This window comes from Rhizobium sp. CFBP 8762, assembly GCF_014841565.1.
GTDB lineage: Bacteria > Pseudomonadota > Alphaproteobacteria > Rhizobiales > Rhizobiaceae > CFBP-8762.
Window position 1 is genome coordinate 267,765 of record NZ_JACYUD010000001.1, and the last position, 21,669, is coordinate 289,433.

Sequence of the window (21,669 nt, forward strand, 5' to 3'; positions counted from 1 at the left end):
TGCCGTTTCGCTTCACTGGTCACTCCTGACGATAGCTCTTAGATTGATAGGCAGCGTTATCATGAAGGTTGTTCCTTCTCCAAGCACAGATTTGACGGTGATATCGCCGCCTAGATTGCGCACGAGAGAGCGCACATGGGCAAGGCCGATGCCTTCACCGGGGCTGTCCTGCGCGCCGGAGCGTCGGAATAGGTCGAAGATACGGCTGTGATCGCTTTCCGCCACGCCGCGCCCATTGTCTTCCACCTCGATCATCAGATGGTTTCGGCCCTGCTTTCGGGCCCGGATGACGATGCGCAGTGCCCGGTCGCGCACACGGTACTTGACGGCGTTATCGAGGAGATTGCCAAAAATCTGTTCCAGCGACAGCCGGTCCGTGTGGACGCGCAGACCTTTGACGTCGAGAACGATCTCGCCATCCGCATCGGCGACCTGATGCTGCACACTGCCCGAGGCAACAGACAACAATTCCTGCAGGTCAATATGTTCGGCATTCAGTGGACGCCGACCGTCGCGCGAGATTTTCAGGATCGCGTTGATAAGACCGTCCATTTTTTTCGTTGATTTGCGGATGAAGCCAATCGCCTCCGGCAAATCTTCCTTGACCGCCAGAAGCGCTTCCTTCTTCAACTGCTCCTTCGGCATACCATCATCCTCAGTCAGGATGTAGTCCTGAATGGAGCGCATGGTGGTGTCCAGTTCCGCCGTAAAACCCATGATGTTGACGAGCGGTGCGCGCAGATCGTGGGTCACGATGTAAGCAAAGCGCTGCACTTCCTCATTGGCGCGCATCAGGTCCTGCGTGCGTTCGTTTACCCGCTCCTCAAGCCCAGTATTCAAAACCTCCACACGGTCCCGCGCTTCCGCCAGCGCCCGCACGTAGCGTGACACCACGCGATAAGAGCCGCCAAGAACGATGAGAATGGCCATCAATCCGATAACACTGACCCAGGTCAACGCGTTGTTGCTGCGGTACTGGTTTTCTACGCCCTCTCGCAGGCGCGAATCTGCCGACTCGATCACCTCGGCCAGCGCACGTCTTGCCTGATCCATGTATTGCTGACCGGCATCGGTGCGCACGATCTCCAGCGCCTCGGCAACCCGGCCGGAATTGGCAAGGTCAATGGTTTCTTTCAGCTCGGCAATTTTTTTCGGCAGAACATCGGACAGAATGGCGGCGGAAGGATCATCCGGATTGACGGCTTGCAGAAGGGACCGCATCTTTTCAAGTGCCGGGGGAAAGTTTTTGACCGCGGCATTGTACGGGTCGAGATACTGCGGCGACAGGGTCAGGAGATAGCCACGCTGGCTGGTTTCAGCATCCTTTACCAGCGCCAGCAGGTCTGCGGCGGCGCTGCGCATCTGGCGCTCGCGCACGACATCGGCAAAGTTCGACTTGGTCCGCTCCACCAGCCATAGCGACGTGCCGACAATACCGAGCAGTGCTACCATGCCGATAGCCAGCAGCACCAAAGAGGTGCGCAAGAAATTTGCTTTATACCTGACCATCGTGGCTCCCGTTCGCATTTGCCATAGCACGACACCGGATACGCGAAAGCGACAAAGCAAACGCGACCGTCACAGCCCACAGCTTTCTGGCAAAACACGGGGTATCACGTGCTATTTTTCTACATATTCGGGTATACGGGCCCCTCGCCGCCCTGCGGTGGCACCCAGGTGATGTTGTCGTTGGGGTCTTTGATATCGCAGGTTTTGCAGTGCACGCAGTTCTGTGCGTTGATAACGAACACGTCGTTACCGTCCTTTTCCACCCACTCATAGACCCCGGCGGGACAGTAGCGCGTGGACGGACCCGCATAGACATCCAGTTCGGATGGCTTTTGCAGGGCGGGATGCTTGACATGCAAATGGATCGGCTGGTCTTCCTCATGGTTGGTGTTGGACAGGAACACTGAGGACAGGCGGTCGAAGGTCAGGACGTTATCCGGCTTGGGATACGCGATTTTCTTGTGTTTGGCTGCCGGTTCCAACGACGCCGCATCGCTCTTGCCATGCTTGAGCGTGCCGAAGAACGAGAAGCCGAAGGTGTTGGTCCACATGTCCAGCGCACCCAGCGTGATGCCCAGCACCGTGCCGAAGCGCGACCACAGCGGTTTGACATTGCGCACCCGGCGCAGGTCCGCGCCGATATCACCCGCCCGCCATTCGTTTTCAATTGCCACCGGGTCGTCATTGGCGCGACCGGCGGCAATCGCCTCATTAATCTTGTCTGCTGCCAACATGCCCGACAGCACGGCATTGTGGCTGCCCTTGATGCGCGGCACATTGACCAGACCCGCTGAGCAGCCAATCAAGGCGCCGCCGGGGAAGGAGAGTTTCGGCACGGATTGATAGCCGCCCTCGGTAATTGCCCGCGCACCATAGGAGAGCCGCTTGCCCCCTTCGAACGTATCCCGGATGGCCGGATGCGTCTTGAACCGCTGAAACTCCTCAAACGGATAGAGATACGGGTTCTTGTAGTTCAGGTGCACCACAAAGCCGACGGCGACCGTATTGTCTTCAAGGTGATACAGGAAGGACCCGCCGCCGGTGGAAAAATCGAGCGGCCAGCCGAAAGAGTGCTGCACCAGGCCGGGCTTGTGGTTTTCCGGCTTCACCTGCCAGAGTTCCTTGATGCCAATGCCGAATTTCGGCGGCTCACGGCCCTCATCCAGCTTGAACCGGTTGATCAACTGCTTGGCGAGCGAACCGCGCACACCCTCGCCAATCAGCGTATATTTGCCCAGAAGTTCCATGCCGCGCGTATAGGCCGGGCCCGGCTCACCATCACGGCCAATGCCCATATCACCGGTGGCAACGCCAATGACGGCACCGTCTTCGTTGTACAGCAATTCGGTTGCCGCAAAGCCGGGATAGATTTCCACACCCAGCGCCTCTGCCTTTTCCGCCAGCCACCGACAGACCAGACCGAGCGAGACGATATAGTTGCCATGATTGTTCATCAGTGGCGGCATGGCAAAGTTCGGCAGGCGCACGGACCCCGCAGGGCCTAAAAACAGAAACTGATCGTCCGTGACTTCCTGTTTGAATGGATGCCCCTCTTCCGCGCGCCAGCCGGGCAGCAGCCGGTCGATGCCGATCGGGTCCACCACCGCGCCGGAGAGAATATGCGCACCCACTTCCGCGCCCTTTTCCAGAACGACGATGGAGAGGTCCTCATTCAATTGTTTCAGGCGAATGGCGGCTGCCAGACCCGCAGGCCCCGCACCGACAATCACCACGTCGAATTCCATGCTTTCGCGTTCTGGGCTTTCGCGTTCGGTTAGATCGTGTTCGCCGCTCATGGTCTTCTCCTGCTGCCGATAGGCCCACCACTGTCCTGAATGTATCTTTCGTCATCTCAAATCGGGTTGGTATTGTCGAGCCGATATGCGACGGAGACGTCGCGTTTTGCTCATGACCCCATGCTTTAAGGTAGATAAGCAATGCCTTTGCCTGCATCAAGGCTAGCACTACAGTCGCATTCTTCGCCATGCCGGTCTGCAAAGGGTAATTTTCTGCGCTTCGGTGCTCACGTACCCAAAAGTACGCTTCGCTCCAATGCTCGAAAATCACCCTTTTCGCCACGGCCTGACGAATTTGCAACTGTAGTGCAAGGCTGCCTTGCATTCATCCGGGCAACATGGGAAGAGCGCCCTCCCTAAAACGACAGGAAGGCAGGCGCCGATCAGCGCTGGTTTCAAGAATATGACGGCATCAGCTTTGGGCTTTGACTTTGGCACCACAAATTCGGTTCTTGCCGCAGCTCAAGGAGACACCACCCGGTCGCTGACCTTCACCAGCAGCGCCGGGGAAACGCAGTCCATGCGCACGGCACTCTCCTTCATGAAGCAGACCCGGCAGAATGCCAGCGTGCTGAACGTGGAAGCCGGACAGGCGGCCATCCGCATGTTTATCGACAACCCCGGCGATTGCCGTTTCCTGCAATCCATCAAGACCTTCGCGGCCAGCGCGGTGTTTCAGGGCACGCTGATCTTCGGCAAGCGCCATGGCTTTGAGGACCTGATGGAAACATTTCTGGCGCGCATTGCCGAGTATGCGGGTGAAGACTGGGCGCGTGGCTATCAGCGGCTGGTCGTGGGCCGTCCTGTCCACTTTGCCGGTGGCAACCCGGATGAGACCCTGGCGCTCCAGCGCTATCAAGCGGCTTTGTCGCGCTTCGACTTCCCGCAAGTTCACTATGTCTACGAGCCGGTGGCCGCCGCGTTCTTCTTCGCCCAGAACCTGAAACAGGATGCGACCGTGCTGGTTGCCGACTTCGGCGGCGGCACCACCGACTATTCCATCATCCGCTTCGAGACCCATGCGGGACAGTTGACGGCCACGCCGGTTGGCCATTCGGGCGTGGGCGTTGCGGGCGATCATTTCGATTTTCGCATCATAGACACTATCGTCGCCCCGCTCATTGGCAAGGGCAGCAAATTCCGCAGTTTCGACAAGCGGTTGGACGTGCCATCCAGCTACTATGCCAACTTTGGCCGCTGGAACCAGTTGTCCATTTTCAAGACGCTGAAAGATTTTACCGAACTGCAAAAACTGGTGCGGGTCGCTGAAGAGCCGGAAAAACTGGAAGCCTTTATCGATCTGGTTGAGCAGGATGAAGGCTATCCGCTCTATCAGGCCGTGTCTGCCACCAAGATGCGCCTGTCGCAGGATACGGAAACGGAATTTTACTTTGCCCCTCTCGGCGAAAGCTCCCGCCAGACCGTGCGCCGCAGCGATTTCGACAGCTGGATTGCGCCCGATCTCGCCCGGATCGAGGCGGCACTGGATGATGTTCTGGTGAAAACCAATACCGCGCCTGACACGATCGACAAGGTCTTCCTGACGGGCGGCACGTCCTTCGTGCCAGCCGTGCGCACCATCTTCGAGCAGCGCTTTGCGGCCGACCGTATCGAGACCGGCGGCGAACTGCTGTCCATTGCGCATGGTTTGGCGTTGATTGGTGAGCGCGACGACATCGAGCGCTGGACGGCACCACTGCCCGCACAGGCGGCTGCGTGAGCGAGGTTTTTCTTTCCACACTTCGCCCGATCCTGTAAGCATCGAACCCATGATATCGGCTGACGACCTCTCCCCCGCGCAACTGGCCGCCCTTCTGCATTTCCATGCGGATGCGGGCGTGGATTGGATGCTGGAAGACGAGGCCGTTGACCGGTTTGCCGAGTTTGAAGCCCAGAAGGCCGCACGGCGCGCAGCCCCGCCTGCACAACGCCCACAGCAAGCCGCGCTGCCGCGACAAAACACCGATCAGCCTACCCAGGCACCGGATCGTGGCGTGGCGGCGCGCAGCGAACCGCCACCGGCCCCGGCTGTTCCACAGGATATTGCCGTTCCACAGGATATGGAGCGCACGGCCCGCATGGGTGCGCTGCCTTCAACTGTGGCCCGACAGGTGTCCATTCCCGATGAGCAGGCCATTGCGCAGGCCGAACGCGTCGCCGCCAGCGCCACCACGCTTGCGCAATTGCGCAGCGCCATGGACGAATTTACCGGCTGCAATCTCAAGAACAGTGCCCGCAATCTCGTGTTCCTGCAGGGAGCCGAGGACGCCCGGGTGATGATCATCGGCCCCATGCCGAATGCGGACGATGACCGGGATGGCCTTCCCTTTGCGGGACGACAGGGCGAAATGCTTGACCGAATGCTGGCCGGCATTGCGCTGAAACGCGACGATCTGGCGCTGACCAACGTTATTCCGTGGCGGCCACCCGGCAATCGCACACCGTCTCCGCGTGAGGTGGAAATCTGCCGCCCGTTTATTTTACGGCAAATCGCTCTGGTGGAGCCGCAGCGCCTGCTGATTCTCGGCAATTTTGCCGCCCGCTTTTTCTTCGGCGGTCAGGATACTATCCACAATATGCGCGGTGTCTGGCGCGATATCTCGGTTTCGAACCGTGTCATTCCCGCCATGGCCACCCTTCATCCGCAGGATCTGGTCTCCGCACCCGTCTGCAAACGGCTGGCCTGGTCTGACCTTCTGATGTTCAAGGCCGCAATTCAAACGTAATAACGCAGTCTTTTCAGGACCTTATTTTCGCAAGCCACAAACACGCCCGCACCTTGCCTAAATTGTGAACACAAGATTACAGAAGCCATGCAAATTGCGCATATCAGGGCGGCATTCTGTCTCATTGTCTGTAGGGCTCTGTGCTGCAATATGAACCACAGGAGGACGGATTATTTAGGAATAGAACAATGATTGCCCGTTTTCGCCCGATCCATTCGACCTTCGAGACCCTGCGTCAGGCTGGCTCTCCGTTCCGCACGCCACAGGGTGTTAATACCTGCGCCTGCATTACGAATGAGCAGTTGACGGCTAACGGCTTTGCCCGCGTGGTTGGCGCTGGCCAGTCCTATTCCGACTTTATGCAGCGCTAACAGCCTGTCACGTAAAAGCCAACCGGCATTACCCCTGCGGGGTCATGGACTTGCGCGCCTTCTTGCGCTCCAGCCCCAGCCGGTGCTCCCGGAATATAATGAAGATGCCCGCCGAGACCACAATGGCCGTGCCGATCAGCATCACCGCTGTCGGCACATCGTCAAACAGCCAGTAGCCGAAGACCATTCCCAATAAAATTGATGTGTATTCGAACGGCGCTATGGTCGAGACATCGGCATGGCGATAACATTCCGTCAGCAAGATTTGCGCGACGCCGCCGCAGAAGCCTGCGGCAATCAGCAACAGAGCGGAATACGCGCTGAGCGGCGCCCAACCGAACGGCACTGTTGCCAGGGAAAACACCGAGGCCGAGACGGAAAAATAAAGCACAATTGTGTGGGTTTTCTCCGTCTGGATCAGCTTTCGTACCAGCATCATCGCAACGGCGCCGAAGGTTGCCGAGAGCAGGACGGCCACCGCCCCAAAGGCTGCCGCCGCATCCATGGCTCCTTCATCAAACAGCGTCAGCCGGGGCCAGACGATGATCAACACACCCGTCAGACCAACCATTACGGCGCTCCACCGGTACAGCCGCACGGTTTCTTTCAAAAAAACCGCCGCAAAGATGACCGTAATCAACGGCATAGCGTAGCCGATAGCGATAGCCTCCGGCAAAGGCAGATAGCGCAGGCCATAAAAGCCAAGTGACATCGCAAGTATGCCGATAAAGCCGCGCCCGATATGCCCCGGCACGTTATCGGTGCGAAATGCCGTCACCAGTTGCCCCCGCAGGGCCAGAAACGCCAGAATGGGAAAAATTGCAAAGGCAGAGCGAAAGAACGTCACCTGCCCAATGGGGATTTCGGCCCCTGCCAGTTTGATCAGCGTCGACATGCATACAAATATCAGAACGGACAATACCTTCAGGAGAATGCCCTGAAGCGGGTTGGCGTAGGCAGTGGTTTTCATGCGAGCATTACCGGGGACGAGGCCGGGCCTTTGCGTTGCGAAGCAAATCAAGCCTCTAGGGTAGGACAGAAAAGACCTGCGAATCCAGTCCTTTCGCCCGCACCCTGCATGATTTCACGGCATTCGGTCATTTCATCCTTTCATCAACACGCGCACCAGCGACTGTTTGTTTTTAAGGCATTTCCGTTTTGCTCAAAAATCCTTTAGGCTGTCACAAACATTTCGAACAGACATGCGCGGGCTGACGCTCACGCCACAGGACAGAACATGCGCACAGATACCGGGCAGACCGTTTCCCTCGCCGACTATCGGCCCACGGATTTCGTACTGGAGCGCGTAGACCTTACCTTCGAGCTGGACCCCGCCGCGACAAAGGTTGAGTCCCGCCTCATTTTCCATCGACGGGATGGCGTGAGCCCGGATGCACCCCTGTGGCTGGATGGCGACGAACTGTCGCTGACGGCTTTGGCGGTCGATCAAACGCCAGTGCCGGAGCACGCCTATACCGTCCAATCGAACGGCCTCACCATCACCGGCCTGCCGGGAAGCGGTGCCTTTGAAGTGATGATCACCACCATCATCGCACCGCAAGCCAATACCAAGCTGATGGGACTTTATCGCACCTCCGGTGTGTACTGCACGCAGTGCGAAGCGGATGGGTTCCGCCGTATTACCTATTTCCCGGATCGGCCGGATGTGCTGGCGGTCTATACCGTGACGATCATGGCCGACAAGGCGACCGCGCCGCTCCTGCTATCAAACGGCAACCGGCTGGGCGGCGGTGATCTCGGCGATGGCCGACATTTCGCCACCTGGTTCGATCCGCACCCCAAGCCCTGCTACCTGTTTGCACTGGTTGCGGGCGATCTCGGCGTCATTGAAGAACCCTTCGTCACCCGCTCTGGTCGCAATGTCGCGCTGAAAATCTACGTTGAGCACGGCAAGGAGCCTCGCGCCGCCTACGCCATGGATGCGCTGAAACGGTCCATGCGCTGGGACGAAGATGTCTTCGGCTGTGAATACGATCTGGATATTTTCATGATCGTCGCCGTCTCGGATTTCAACATGGGGGCCATGGAAAACAAGGGCCTCAATATCTTCAACGATAAATATGTGCTGGCCGACCCGGAAACCGCGACCGACACCGATTATGCGTTGATCGAAGCCATTATTGCGCACGAATATTTCCACAACTGGACGGGCAACCGCATCACCTGCCGTGACTGGTTTCAGCTGTGCCTGAAAGAAGGCCTGACGGTTTATCGCGATCACGAGTTTTCCGCCGATCAGCGCTCCCGCGCCGTCAAGCGCATTGCCGAGGTGCGCCACCTGAAAGCCGAGCAATTTCCAGAGGATGCCGGTCCGCTGGCACACCCGGTGCGCCCGCAGCAGTACCGCGAGATCAACAATTTCTACACGACGACCGTCTATGAAAAAGGCAGCGAAGTCACCCGTATGATTGCGACGCTGGTGGGGCCCGAAGCCTTCAAGGCCGGCATGGACCTCTACTTTGCCCGCCATGATGGACAGGCCGCGACAGTGGAAGATTTCGTTGCCTGTTTCGAGGAAACGAGCGGCCGCGATCTGACCCAGTTTTCGCTCTGGTACAGCCAGGCTGGCACACCGCATATCACCGTTGAAACGAATTTCGACGCTGATGCCCGCACCTTTACGCTGTCGCTTGCACAGGCCGTCAAGCCCACGCCCGGCCAGAGCGAGAAGGCAGCCATGCACATTCCGCTGCGGCTGGCGTTGTTGAATGCACACGGCGAAAGCCTTCCCCTCAAGGTCGCAGCCGATGCCGATATCACCGGCGATGTTCTGCATCTCACCGAGACAAAGCAGAGGATCGTTTTCGAGAACCTGTCCGGCTCTCCAATCCTGTCCATCAATCGCGGCTTTTCGGCCCCTGTTACACTCATTCAGAGCCAGTCCCCCGCAGAGCTTGCGCTGATTGCAGGACACGAAACCGATCTTTACGCGCGCTGGCAAGCTCTCACCGATCTTGCCATGCCCACCCTGATGGCTGCCAGCACAGGCGACACCGCCTCCCCCGATCCTCTCTTGATCGAGACCCTGCTTGCCATTGCTGCCGATGATGCGCTTGAGTCCGCCTTCAGCGCACTGGCGCTGACGCTGCCCAGTGAGGCCGATATCGCCCGCGCCATCGGCGCCAACACAGACCCCGATGCCATCCGCACGGCCCGTCAGGCCACGCTGAAAGCGGTGGCCAATGCCGGTGCATCCCTTTTTGATGACCTGTTCACCACCATGGCGACCCCCGGCCCGTTTACACCAGATGCGCAAAGTGCCGGAAAGCGCGCGCTGCGCGCTGTCGCGCTCACCTATCTGACAGCCGCAGACGGCACCCCGGACCGGGCAGCACAGGCCTTTGCCGATGCCAACAACATGACGGACCTTTCGCAGGCGCTCAACCTTCTGGTGCACACCTTCCCGAACTCCTCGGAGGCGAAATCTGCGCTCGATACATTCGCCACCCGCTTTGGTGATAATCCTTTGGTCATCGACAAATGGTTTGTCGCACAGGCCACCATTCCGGGCCCCGATACCCTGGCGCGCGTGCAGGCACTGCTGAACCATCCGCTTTTCAATCGCAACAACCCCAATCGCCTGCGCTCGCTCATCGGCACCTTTGCCTTTTCCAACCCCACCGGCCTCCATCGTGCCGATGGCAAAGCCTACGATTTTCTGGTCGATCAGATCTTGGAAATTGATCGGCGAAACCCTCAGGTTGCGGCCCGTATCCTCACCTCCCTGCGCTCCTGGCGGCAGTTGGAACCGGTGCGTGGGCAAAAAGCACAAGCAGCCTTGGCCCGGCTTGCCAGTGCCAGACCCCTGTCCAATGATGTCAGCGATATCGTTGAACGGATTCTTGAGGGCTAACCGGCACGTATATGGTTAACGCCTGGTAAAACTTTCCTCTGGACAACCGGAATCACCTTTGATTCATTGGGTACGATTCGGGAGGAGCCTAGCCGCTTTTACCGAAAATGCTCTCGAGGATTGCGGTATTGAAGAAAATGGCGGAGGCGTGGCGGGCAAGCGCTGGCGGTGAACGAGTGCGACCGCGTATGCCCGGTCGGCTGGAAAACCATTTTCTGGGGCGCGCCCGTGTGCTTGCCGGTCCCGCTGTGCGGCGTCTGGCCAAGGCGGAGCCGCTGCTCAAGCGCTCCATTCCGATTCTCATCATCGCCTTTCTGATTGTGGTCGGCGCATCGCGCCTAACCGGCATCATGAGCGAACATACGCGCATGGAAGCCACCATTCGCCAAACCTCTGCGCTGGCTGCCGCTGCTGCCGCTGCCACCTTTTCCGCCGACGCGCCTGACGTCTTCGGCAACGCCAAGCGCTGGGATGCCGAGACGCGTCTTGGCACTGCCATTCCGCTCGATCTGGTCGAGCCATCCACGCTTGTGTTGATGGTACAGCAGAGTGGCCGCATCTTTGCCGGTTCGCCGCTCGCATCTCCCTATATCGGTCGTTCGCTGTCCAGCCTCTCGCCGGAACTGGCGGCTTTCCAGTATTTCAGTGATCGCCCGGATACACTCAAAGCGGTGATCGACGGAGCCGACTATATCGTCTCCATGTCGCAGGTCAGCGGTCGCTCGGGCGTGGTGCTGGTCGCCTCTCCCACCGCGCGGATCGATACGGTCTGGCGCGATGATGTATCGCTGAACGTCACGCTGTTTTCCGGCATTTCCACCATTCTGTTCGTGGTGCTCTACGCCTATTACATTCAGGCCAAGCGCGCCCGGGATGCCGATACGATTTTTGACGAGTCCAACCAGCGCGTGGAAACCGCTCTGGCCCGTGGGCGCTGTGGCCTATGGGATTTCGATCTACCCAACCGTCGCCTGTTCTGGTCGCGCTCCATGTATGAAATGCTGGGCATGACCCCGCAGGACAGTGTGCTATCCTTTGGCGATGCTGCCCGCCTGATGCACCCGGATGACAATGGAATCTACAAGGTCGCCCGCTCCATTGCCAAGGGTGACGCCAAGCAGATTGACCAGATTTTCCGCATGCGCCACGCCGATGGGCATTATGTGTGGATGCGCGCGCGCGCGCAGTTGATCCGCACCGCGTCCGGTCGCGTGCACCTCATCGGCATTGCCATGGATGTCACCGAGCAGCACCGTCTGGCCCAGCGCTACGCCGAGGCCGATCAGCGCCTTGCCGACGCCATCGAATCGACGTCCGAGGCCTTCGTGCTGTGGGACAAGAACGATCGTCTGGTGATGTGCAACACCCACTACCAGCAAGCCTACGGCCTTCCGGATGCGGTGCTGATTCCGGGCACCGAGCGCACCGTGGTCCATGCCAGCGCCGCCCGGCCCATCGTCGAGCGCCGCATTGCCGACCCCGACCATTCCAACCGCTCCACCACCACCGAGGTGCAACTGGCGGACGAACGCTGGCTGCAGATCAACGAGCGTGTTACGCGCGATGGTGGCGTGGTGTCTGTCGGCACAGACATTACGCTGTTGAAACGCCATCAGGTGCGCTTACGGGAATCCGAGCGCCGCCTCATGGCAACCATTAGCGATCTGTCAGCATCGCGCATCACGCTGGAGCGGCAGAAGGCCGAACTTTCTATTGCCAACGCCAATTATCAGGCGGAAAAAGAGCGCGCCGAAGCTGCCAACAAGGCCAAGTCCGAGTTTCTCGCCAACATGTCGCATGAGTTGCGCACGCCGCTCAACGCCATTCTGGGCTTTTCCGAAATCTTGCAGAACAACATGTTCGGCCCGCTCGGCTCCGGCAAATATGATGAATACGCCAAGGATATTCATGATAGCGGCAAGCATCTGCTCAACGTCATCAATGACATATTGGATATGTCCAAGATCGAGGCTGGGCACATGCAAATTGCACCGGAGACCATCGATCTTGCACCGTTGATCGAGGAAACCCTGCGCCTCACCACCATTCCCGCCGAGCAGAAGAACATCCGCATCGTGCAGGAGGTATCCAGCGGCCTGACGCTGACCGCAGACCGCCGCGCCATGAAGCAGGTTTTGTTGAACCTTCTGTCCAACGCGGTCAAGTTTACCAATGAAGGCGGCCAGATTTCGCTGCGCGCCCGCAAGGTCGCAGGCGCGGTTACGCTCACCATCGCCGATACGGGCATCGGGATCCCCAAACGCGCCCTGGGAAAAATTGGCTATCCGTTCGAGCAGGTGCAGAGCCAGTATGCCAAAAGCAAGGGTGGCTCCGGTCTTGGCCTCGCCATTTCCCGCTCGCTGACGCGCCTGCACGGCGGCACGATGCGCATTGCCTCCAAGGAAAAAACCGGCACGATCATCTCCGTCCGCATTCCCGATCAGGCAAGGCCGCGGTATCGCAAGACGGCGGCATAGGGATGATAAAGTCAGGGCGTCACAACACTCTGAAAAATCCGCCGCACCGCCTTGGCGCGTGCGCGAATATCGGCCTCCAGCACCTTGATATCCGGCGCGTCTCCCGCCCGGCATACAAGGTCGATCAGACCGGCAGGCGCTTGTGCGGGATCGAACTCCCCATCCATACACAGCCGTATGATCTGCGACACATTCGTCATCAGCGTTAGCGTTGTCAGCAGTTTTTCAAGATCATCAGGCTTGATCCGCTGAGGCCCGACGCGTTTTAGCACCTCCCCGGTCGTTCCGCCCCGCGCACTCTTAGGTGAAAGGAGCGTCAGATATTGAGCGATGAACTCCATATCGATCAACCCGCCTGCAATCCGCTTGAAATCCCACACACTTTTGGCAGGCTTCTCAGCTTCGATCAGTCTTCGCATCTCCGCGACGTCCGAGGTAATTTTCGCCACATCCGGGGTCCGGGTCAGCACGGTGTCAAACACGTCGCGTGATTCGTTTACCAGTTGCGCATCGCCGCACACCACGCGTGCACGGGTCAGTGCCATATGCTCCCACGTCCACGCTTCCTGAAGCTGATATTTGGCAAAGGCGGAGATACGGGTGGCCACCGGCCCCTTGTTTCCGGAGGGTCGCAGCCGCATGTCCACCTCGTAGAGCACACCCTCGGCAGTGGGGGCCGACAGAGCGGCCATCAGCCGTTGCGTCACGCGGGTAAAATATCGCACTGCATCCAGTGGCTTCATGCCATCGGACTCCGCAGCCTCGTCGTCGTAATCGTAGAGCAGAATAAGATCGAGATCGGAGCCGGCCGTCAGCTCGAAACTGCCCAGCTTGCCCATGCCGACAATGGCAATGGCCCCGCCCGGAAACTGCCCGTGCGCATGGGCAATTTCTGCGCGCACCGCCTTCAGCGTCGCCTCCAGAATCAGGTCCGCCACATGGGTAAAGGCGCGCGCCGCCTGCTCCCCGCTGATGCTGCCCGTCAGCAGCCGAATGCCGATCAGGAACCGCTGTTCCGACGCGATAATCCGCAGCCTGTCGAGAATCTCCTCATAATGCCGTCCGCCAGAGACGAAACCGGCGATACGGTCGGCCAGATAAGCCCGCGTCGGCAGTTCCGCCAGCAGACCGGGGTCCAGCATCCCATCAAACACATGGGGCCTGGCGGCAATGATATCGGCAAGGCGCGGCGCGGATGACATGATGCTGACCAGAAGAGACAGCAGCCCGGGATTGTTGCTGAGCAGCGAAAACAGCTGGATACCCGCTGGCAACCCGGACAAAAACCCGTCAAAGCGCAGCAGCGCATCATCTGCCCGTTTGCTTTGCCCAAACGCCTGCAACAAGTGCGGCGTCAGTTCCGTCAACCGCTCACGCGCCTCGACAGATTGCGTGGCCCGGTAGCGACCATAGTGCCAGGTGCGGATGATATTGGCCATATCCGCCGGGCGCTGAAACCCCATCCCTGCCAGCGTTTCCAGCGTTTCCGGGTCGTCGCCCTGGCCGGTGAACACCAGATTGCCGGTTTCCGTCGAAAGTCCGGCCTCCTGCTCAAACAGTTGCGCATAGCGATGCTCCACCGTTTTCAGCACACCCACAAGCCGCTTGGAAAATGCCACCGTATCGGCAAAGCCGAGCATATAGGCAATGCGCTTCAACTCCGCCTCGGTGTCAGGCAGCACATGTGTCTGCTCGTCGCGCACCATCTGAATGCGGTGCTCCACATCGCGCAGAAACCAGTAGGCGTCCGTCAATTCCGCTGCCGTCTGGCTGTCGATCCATTGTGCCGTCGCCAAGGCTGTCAGCATCGGCTCAGTTTCCCGCAGCCGCAGCTCTGGCATCCGCCCCCCGGCGATCAACTGCTGGGTCTGCACGAAAAACTCGATTTCGCGAATACCGCCACGCCCCAGCTTCACATTGTGGCCCTTCACGGCAATTTCGCCATGGCCTTTATGGGCGTGAATCTGTCGCTTGATGGAATGAATGTCGGCAATGGCCGCATAGTCCAGATATTTGCGAAACACGAACGGCCGTAGTCCTGCCAGAAACGCCTCGCCCGCTTTCAAATCTCCGCCAACGGGCCGCGCCTTGATATAGGCGGCGCGCTCCCAATTCTGCCCCCGGCTTTCGTAGTACAACATGGCCGCATCCACCGAGATGGCCAGCGGGGTAGAGCCGGGGTCGGGCCGCAGTCGCAGGTCCGTGCGAAATACGTAGCCCTCTGCCGTGCGCTCCTGCATGATGCGGATCAACCGGCGCAACAGCCGCGCAAACACCTCGCTCGTGTCGTCCGGCTTGACGACGATTTGCGCCTGCGGATCGAAAAACACTACGAGATCAATGTCGGAAGAGTAATTGAGTTCACAGGCTCCAAGCTTGCCCATGCCCAGCACCGCCACGCCGGAGCCTTCGCTGGGCGCTGACACGTTTGGCAGAGCCACCTTGCAATCCTGATGGGCGGACAACAGCAGATGGTCCATGGCAGCGCTGACGGCAGCGGTGGCAAAATCGCTCAACCAGCGCGTCGTTTCGCGTGCATCAAACAACCGTGCCAGATCAGCCATGGCTGTGAGAAAACTTACCTCCCGCTTGGCAATTCGCAGCCGCGACATGACGATGGCATCGCTGGACGCAGCACCGTCATCGCCACGCCAAGCCTCGCGTGCCTGGCCGATGATCGCTTGCAAACGATGAGGAATGGCGTTTTCCAGAAGGCTGACCAGCAGCGAAGGCTGAACCTGCACCAGATCCCGCAGGTAAGGCGACAGCGACAGGGCAGCGACGATAAAATCCCGCACCACCCCGCCATCCGCTAACGCCTTTGCAATGCTCGGATGCTCGCGCCCCATGCTTTTAAGGTCAGCGGCCACCGATTTTGCATCCGCTTGAGACAAAGGCCGAAGTGGGCACACATGCAGATTGACGATCAGCGCCATGCCGGTTTCATCGTGCGTTCCCATGCGGTCTCCTAAAGCATTTCCAGTAAAAGCGAAATCGCTTTTACGCTTGGACAATGCGTTAAAACAAAAGGTTAGAGCATTTCCAGTACAAAAGGAGTCGTTGCGTCAGACGAGAATGGTTGTTTCAAGTCCCGCACACTACGTCAACCGACGTTGCGGCGATGCGCTGTCCTGTTCTATCCTGTCGAGTTCCTCCTGCAACCAGTCATCCTCTTTGGGGTTGTGATGGACCTGGTAGAATACGGGTCTTTCGACGGGTTCGGGCGGGGTGTTGCGCGCCAGCCGAAACCGCATGATCATACGGATAAGCATAAGCAGAAACAAAGGGGGAATGGCCAGCCAGAGCGCTTGAACCCATTCTGTAGAGGACTGAAAGGTATCCAGCAGATCTTTCCAGAAATTATACTCGTCCATACGTCGAACTCCTTGATAAAGGGAATCGGTCACCGGAGGTTTCCCTCTGGTGACCGGGGAGTTCAGAAATCGACCAAAGACGACCGCCCCGGCCTTTAAGCCTAAGCTCTGGACATACGCCGACGCCTCCCCGGCCATAGAGGTCGAGGCGGTGCTTACGGTTGACACCAACCGCTTTGGTCAAGGGGTTCTGACGCCCCGGAACCGATCATGTCACCGGTCCCACACCATCTCTAACGCATAAAGTTTCAAACGGGAATTGGTTCGGATAAAAATTTCAGCATTTGCGCATGGAACCTTTATAGGCAACTGATGACGTCCGCTAAAAGCCGTGGCTCACCCGCATCATTCGGCGAGCCAAAAATGTATACAGACGCACCGCATGGCTTCGATTGCTGGGAAATAACGTTGAGGCTGCTATGTTCACCTGCCGATACCGACGTATCCGACCGGGATGTACGCAGCTGTGCCAGCGGTCCAAATCAAGAATATACTTTGCGCACATAATATAACGTGTATATTAATTCACATGACCGAGCTTTTTGAACAAGCGGTAAAGACCGCCAGTACCCTTCCGGCGGAAATGCAGGACGAAATCGCCCGCATGATACTGGCCTATGCAAACGACGACGACCCTTTAATGGAGCTGACACCGGAAGAAGAAGCTGACCTCCTTGAAGCGCAGGCTGAAATGGAACGCGGGGAATTTGCGACAGATGCCGAAGTGCAAGCAGTCTTCTCGAAGTATCGACTGTGAAGCTGCGCTTTCAAAAGCGCGCTTTGCAGCAGATTGAAACGGCACTGGAATATATAGCAGATCAGTCGCCGCAAGGTGCGGCCAAGGTAGAACGTCAACTGCGCAAAACTCTTGCACGTTTGCAGATGTATCCGCAATCCGGTCGGCGGACGCCGATCTCCGGTGTTCGGCGAGCCTACCTGACCCCGTATCCTTTTCATATCGATTACTTCGTTGGCGATGATGAAATTGTCGTGCAACGCTTCCGCCATACGGCCCGCAAGCCCGTGAACATCCGCATACCTCTCTGACAATTTTTGGGGTTCCCGACGTTGAAGGGTTTTACCCCGCCAGCGGAAACACCATTCTCACCGCCAGCCCCCTCGCCGCGCCCTCTTGTGGCTCGCCATCGGCCAGTTCCAGCCGTCCGTGGTGCAGTTCCATCACCGCTTCCACCAGCGAAAGGCCCAAGCCCGTTCCGGGCTTGCTGCGGCTTTCATCCAGTCGGTAAAAACGCTTAACCACATCGCCCCGCTTGTCAGCAGGTATGCCCGGCCCGTTATCGGTCAGCGTCAGCACCGCCGTGTTCTCACGGCTTTCCAGTGTTACATGGACCGTTGGTCTGTCACCGTCACCCGCATATTTAATGGCATTGTCGATGAGATTGCCCAGCGCCTGGCTGATCAGTTCGCGGTTGCCCTGCACACGCACGCCCGGTGCAAGATCGCCAGCACTCAAATGCAGGCCCTCATCGTCTGCAACGGGCTCGTACAGGTCCACGCAATCCAGCGTGATCTGCGTCAGATCCACTTCCTGCATTTCGGCAACCGCCGAGCCCGCTTCCACACGCGAAATCATCAGCAACGCATTGAATGTGCGGATCAACTGGTCCGTATCGCCGATAATGTCTTCCAGCGACGCGCGGTAAGCGCCATCCGTGTCCTCTCCGCTGAGCGCTGCTTCTGCCTTGTTGCGCAGCCGTGTCAGCGGCGTTTTCAGGTCGTGGGCGATGTTGTCCGAAACCTGCCTCAGCCCTTCGTTCAGCTTTTCGATCCGCTCCAGCATGGCATTCAGCGATTCCGACATTCGGTCAAACTCATCGCCCGTGCCACTGGCTGGCAAACGTTGTGACAAATCGCCCGCCATGATCTTGGTGCTGGCATCCGACATTCTATCGATGCGGCGCAGCGCATTGCGGCCAATGGCGTACCAGATAACCAGCGCGCCCAGCCCCATTACACCCAGCGCCACCATCAGCGATTGGCGCACCAGAATGCGGAATTTTTCCGGCTCTGCCAGATCGCGCCCCACCAGCACACGCAAACCGTTGGAGAGCACCAGCACATTGGCAAGCGCCACATGGGGACGCTTGGTATCTTCCTCCGCATAGCGTTGATAGGGGAAAGGCTCGGAAATCCAGCCCTCATGATCAAATACACCGGGGGCCAGCGAGGCAACATTGCCCGCCAGAATATCGCCGCTGGGGCTGGCAATGACATACAGATTTGCGCCCGGCTGGCGCGCCCGCCGCTCCAGCGTTTTGACCAGTCCGTTGATTCCGGAGCGGTTGAACACCTGCTCGATTTGCGCCACTTCCGCGCTCACCGCATCCTGCGTCTGCTGCTCCAGCAGGCTTTCCGACATGGACGTGACGTAAAACACCAGAAACCCGGCGCACAGCGCAAACAGCAGAACATACAGCAGCGACAGCCGCACCGCCGTTGTTCTCAGCAGAACCTTCAAGCGCCGCATTGGTATCAGTCGCTTTTCATCATGTAACCGGCCCCGCGCACGGTGCGCAGCAGCGGCTGGTCGAAATCTTTTTCGATCTTGCCGCGCAGGCGCGATACGTGCACGTCGATCACATTGGTCTGTGGATCGAAGTGGTAGTCCCACACATGCTCCAGCAGCATGGTGCGCGTGACCACCTGTCCAGCATTCTTCATAAGATATTCCAGCAGGCGGAATTCCCGCGGCTGCAACAGGATTTCCCGGCCTTGCCGGCGCACGGAATGCGACAGCCGGTCCAGTTCCAAATCGCCCACGCGGTACACCATGTCCTGCTCCGGCGCGCCCTTGCGGCGGCCAAGCACCTCCACCCGCGCCAGAAGCTCGCTGAAGGCATAGGGTTTGGGCAGGTAGTCATCCCCACCCGCGCGCAGGCCCGTTACCCGGTCATCCACCTGGCCCAGCGCCGACAGGATCAGCACCGGGGTGTGCACGCCCTTGGCTCTCAATTCGGAAATGACGGATAGCCCATCGCGACGCGGCAGCATCCGGTCCACCACCAGCACGTCATAGCTGTTTTCGCTGGCCATGAAGAGACCGCCTTCACCATCGCTGGCATGGTCGCTGACGATACCTGCCTCACGAAACGCTTTTGTCAGATAGGCGGCGGCTTCCACATCGTCTTCAATGATTAAAATCTTCATGTCGTCGACCATAACGCGGGACCCGTACGCTCACAACTGGCTCTGTCTTCCATCATAGAAAAACGGCACCACACGATGTGCCGGGTGGTGCAAAGCATTGGCTCGAAAATCCCGGTCGATTTTCGCAAAGCCGATGCGTAACATCAAAAAGTGAGAGCACCGTGCATTCGTAAGAATGCCCGGCGCTCTCATTGCATCAGCTACCCTTGATCGGCAGCGCCACGAAGCGGATGCCATTTTCAGCCTGTACCTGGAACAGTGCCTTGGTGCGCCCTTCCTTCTGGGCCTTGTCCAGCACGGACTGGATATCAGCGGCCGACTTCACGGTCTGGTTGTTGACCGATACAATCGTATCGCCCTCCTTCAGTCCCTTGTCGCTGGCGTCGGAGTCCGGATCGACGGACGAGATCGTCACGCCCTTGCCGTTTTCCGCAGGAGAGACGCTGAAGCCCAGTTCTTCCATGGCCTGCTCGCTGGCAGGCTTGTCGGCAGTGTCGGGCGCTGTCTCGGTGTTGTCGGTGGCCTTCTTGTCATCGGGCAATGCACCGATTTCCAGCTTCACGCCTTCCGATTTGCCATTGCGCCACAGTGTCACATCCGCCGTGGAGCCGGGGCGGAGGTTGGCGACCCGCCGTGCCAGGTCCTTGGGATCCTTCACCGGCTCGCCATTCAGCGCCGTCACCACATCGCCCTGCTTGATTCCAGCTTTCTCACCCGGCGAGCCCGCTTGTGGCTCCACCACCAGCGCGCCGCTGGCATCGGCCAGACCAAGCGATTCCGCAATATCCTTCGTCACAGGCTGAATCTGCACGCCCAGCCAGCCACGCGATACGGAGCCGTCCTTGATCAGGTCTTCAACCACATCCTTGGCAACGGTGGATGGAATGGCAAAGGCGATACCCACATTGCCGCCCGATGGCGAGAAGATTGCCGTGTTAATGCCGACCACTTCTCCGCTCAAGTTGAAAGTTGGGCCACCCGAATTGCCCCGGTTCACAGCCGCGTCCACCTGCAGGTAATCGTCATAGGGACCGGAGCCGATATCACGACCGCGGGCCGAGATAATGCCGGATGTTACCGTGCCACCAAGACCGAAGGGGTTGCCGACGGCCACCACCCAGTCGCCCACGCGCACCTTGCTGTCATCGGCAAAGCTGACATAGGTGAATTTGCGTTTGTCCTTGTCGTCTACTTTCAGAACGGCGAGGTCTGTGCGGGTGTCCTTGCCCACGAGTTTCGCATCCAGTTCCGCACCATCGTTCATGATAACGGTGAAGGCCGCGCCATCGGAAACCACATGATTGTTGGTCACGATGTAGCCGTCTTCGGAGATAAAGAAGCCGGAGCCCTGCGAAGTCGGACGCAGACGTCCTTCGCGGCGCTCACTGTGCGGACCACGGTCCGGGCGGCCGCGCTCGGCGCGGTCATCACCCCGCCCTTCGCCCCGTCCTTCACCCTGCGGGCCAAATTCCTTGAAGAAGCGCTTCAACGGGTGATTGTCGGGCAGATCATCAAACCCGCGACCACCGAACTCGAAGCCGAAGCCATTGTCCGCCTGATCGGAGGTCTTCTCCCGTGACTGAACGCGCACCGAAACAACGGCGGGCGAAACCGCATCTACAACCGTCGCAAAGCTCGGCACCTGCGGTGCCTCAACGGTGACGGGCGCGGCAAAGGACTGCATGATCTGCGCAGGAATACCGGTCGACAGCATGACGGCGGCAAGACCTGCGACCGTTGATGTCTTCAAAACGGTTCTGAGGGAAGGACGGAAAGATCTGTTCGGTACCATTCGTTTTGCCTTTCGGGTGCGACTGCCTGACGCTATCATCCGGCACAGTCGTGAATATCTCTATCGCGGCCAGCGTTTCAACTGCGTCGCTCGGGTTGTTGCCAACCGTTGAGCAAGAGATAGGGCAGTCCACCTTACAGGTCTCTGTCCGCCACATGAAATTTTGGTAATATGACAGCTAGCCGAACCTGTTCCCGTAGACAATGGACGTAATCTGCATATATTATAATTGTTTAATTTATGTTGATTGAGGTTTTCATGGCTTTGGCCCCGGAGTTCCAGCTTCTTATCATCAACGCCGTGATTGTAGTCATCGCGTATTTTGGCATTTACCCATCGCTGCACGATTTAACGTTGAATAAAATTGCAGCAAACGACATCGTACTCACAAGCCTTAGCTTGCTTGTGGCTGGTGGGCTGTTCTGGGGGACAGAGCAAGCGTTTGCGCTCGTGCTTTTCTCCACCAATTGGTTCTGGTTTTCATTTTTAACTATGTTTTTCATGGAGATACCGCTGTGTATATGGTTCTGCCGCCGCAACGGTATCAAACTGATGGAACCGGATAATTAATCCGACTCGAGC

At 58.5% G+C, this 21,669-nt stretch carries 16 protein-coding genes; 8 read left to right on the top strand and 8 right to left on the bottom strand.

Annotation, left to right across the window (positions count from 1 at the left end; all coding sequences use genetic code 11):
* Positions 1-12: 12 nt before the first annotated feature.
* The gene (locus tag IFT84_RS01245) at positions 13-1,509 is read right to left on the bottom strand and encodes a sensor histidine kinase (RefSeq protein ID WP_192116821.1); all 1,497 of its coding nucleotides are present in this window, start codon (positions 1,507-1,509) and stop codon (positions 13-15) included.
* A 119-nt stretch (positions 1,510-1,628) separates the two neighbouring features.
* Positions 1,629-3,305, bottom strand: coding sequence for an electron transfer flavoprotein-ubiquinone oxidoreductase (locus tag IFT84_RS01250; protein ID WP_192116822.1), 1,677 nt, complete (start codon positions 3,303-3,305; stop codon positions 1,629-1,631).
* A 403-nt stretch (positions 3,306-3,708) separates the two neighbouring features.
* Here IFT84_RS01250 and IFT84_RS01255 point away from each other — a divergent pair, with 403 nt between their 5' ends.
* From IFT84_RS01255 to IFT84_RS01265, 3 genes are all read left to right on the top strand, one after another.
* Complete coding sequence (locus IFT84_RS01255; RefSeq protein WP_192116823.1) at positions 3,709-5,025, top strand: Hsp70 family protein; 1,317 nt, start codon at positions 3,709-3,711, stop codon at positions 5,023-5,025.
* A 49-nt stretch (positions 5,026-5,074) separates the two neighbouring features.
* Positions 5,075-6,031: a uracil-DNA glycosylase gene (locus IFT84_RS01260; protein WP_192116824.1), complete on the top strand. Its 957-nt coding sequence runs from the start codon at positions 5,075-5,077 to the stop codon at positions 6,029-6,031.
* Positions 6,032-6,219: 188 nt separating this feature from the next.
* Positions 6,220-6,402, top strand: a complete 183-nt coding sequence (locus tag IFT84_RS01265) for a hypothetical protein (protein WP_192116825.1) — start codon at positions 6,220-6,222, stop codon at positions 6,400-6,402.
* Between the two features lie 28 nt (positions 6,403-6,430).
* Here the strand turns inward: IFT84_RS01265 and IFT84_RS01270 are convergent, their stop codons facing one another.
* On the bottom strand, positions 6,431-7,372 hold the full coding sequence (locus tag IFT84_RS01270; RefSeq protein WP_192116826.1) for a DMT family transporter: 942 nt from the start codon (positions 7,370-7,372) through the stop codon (positions 6,431-6,433).
* A gap of 267 nt (positions 7,373-7,639) precedes the next feature.
* Between IFT84_RS01270 and pepN the strand changes: the two genes are divergently transcribed.
* Positions 7,640-10,276, top strand: coding sequence for an aminopeptidase N (gene pepN, locus IFT84_RS01275; RefSeq protein WP_192116827.1), 2,637 nt, complete (start codon positions 7,640-7,642; stop codon positions 10,274-10,276).
* A gap of 128 nt (positions 10,277-10,404) precedes the next feature.
* Positions 10,405-12,753 carry a PAS domain-containing sensor histidine kinase gene (locus tag IFT84_RS01280; RefSeq protein WP_192116828.1) on the top strand — a complete coding sequence of 783 codons (2,349 nt, stop codon included), beginning with the start codon at positions 10,405-10,407 and terminating at the stop codon, positions 12,751-12,753.
* Positions 12,754-12,764: 11 nt separating this feature from the next.
* Here IFT84_RS01280 and IFT84_RS01285 read toward each other — a convergent pair whose 3' ends face one another.
* Both IFT84_RS01285 and IFT84_RS01290 read right to left on the bottom strand, forming a co-directional pair.
* Positions 12,765-15,713, bottom strand: a complete 2,949-nt coding sequence (locus tag IFT84_RS01285) for a bifunctional [glutamine synthetase] adenylyltransferase/[glutamine synthetase]-adenylyl-L-tyrosine phosphorylase (protein WP_192116829.1) — start codon at positions 15,711-15,713, stop codon at positions 12,765-12,767.
* 138 nt (positions 15,714-15,851) lie between these two features.
* Entirely contained in the window at positions 15,852-16,127 is a 276-nt protein-coding gene (locus tag IFT84_RS01290) for a hypothetical protein (protein WP_192116830.1), read from the bottom strand.
* 529 nt (positions 16,128-16,656) lie between these two features.
* On the opposite strand from IFT84_RS01290, the gene IFT84_RS01295 reads away from it, so the two are divergent.
* Together IFT84_RS01295 and IFT84_RS01300 are read left to right on the top strand one after the other, a co-directional pair.
* The gene (locus IFT84_RS01295; RefSeq protein WP_192116831.1) at positions 16,657-16,884 is read left to right on the top strand and encodes a hypothetical protein; all 228 of its coding nucleotides are present in this window, start codon (positions 16,657-16,659) and stop codon (positions 16,882-16,884) included.
* The gene (locus IFT84_RS01300; protein ID WP_192116832.1) at positions 16,881-17,174 is read left to right on the top strand and encodes a type II toxin-antitoxin system RelE/ParE family toxin; all 294 of its coding nucleotides are present in this window, start codon (positions 16,881-16,883) and stop codon (positions 17,172-17,174) included. Before IFT84_RS01295 ends, IFT84_RS01300 begins: the two co-directional genes overlap by 4 nt.
* 31 nt (positions 17,175-17,205) lie before the next feature.
* Here IFT84_RS01300 and IFT84_RS01305 read toward each other — a convergent pair whose 3' ends face one another.
* From IFT84_RS01305 to IFT84_RS01315, 3 genes are all read right to left on the bottom strand, one after another.
* A complete protein-coding gene (locus IFT84_RS01305; RefSeq protein ID WP_192116833.1) occupies positions 17,206-18,615 on the bottom strand; it encodes a sensor histidine kinase in 1,410 nt (469 codons plus the stop codon).
* A gap of 5 nt (positions 18,616-18,620) precedes the next feature.
* Entirely contained in the window at positions 18,621-19,307 is a 687-nt protein-coding gene (locus IFT84_RS01310) for a response regulator transcription factor (protein WP_274603584.1), read from the bottom strand.
* Positions 19,308-19,491: 184 nt separating this feature from the next.
* Positions 19,492-21,087: a Do family serine endopeptidase gene (locus IFT84_RS01315; protein ID WP_192116835.1), complete on the bottom strand. Its 1,596-nt coding sequence runs from the start codon at positions 21,085-21,087 to the stop codon at positions 19,492-19,494.
* A gap of 258 nt (positions 21,088-21,345) precedes the next feature.
* On the opposite strand from IFT84_RS01315, the gene IFT84_RS01320 reads away from it, so the two are divergent.
* Entirely contained in the window at positions 21,346-21,657 is a 312-nt protein-coding gene (locus tag IFT84_RS01320) for a hypothetical protein (protein WP_192116836.1), read from the top strand.
* The last annotated feature ends 12 nt before the right edge of the window (positions 21,658-21,669 follow it).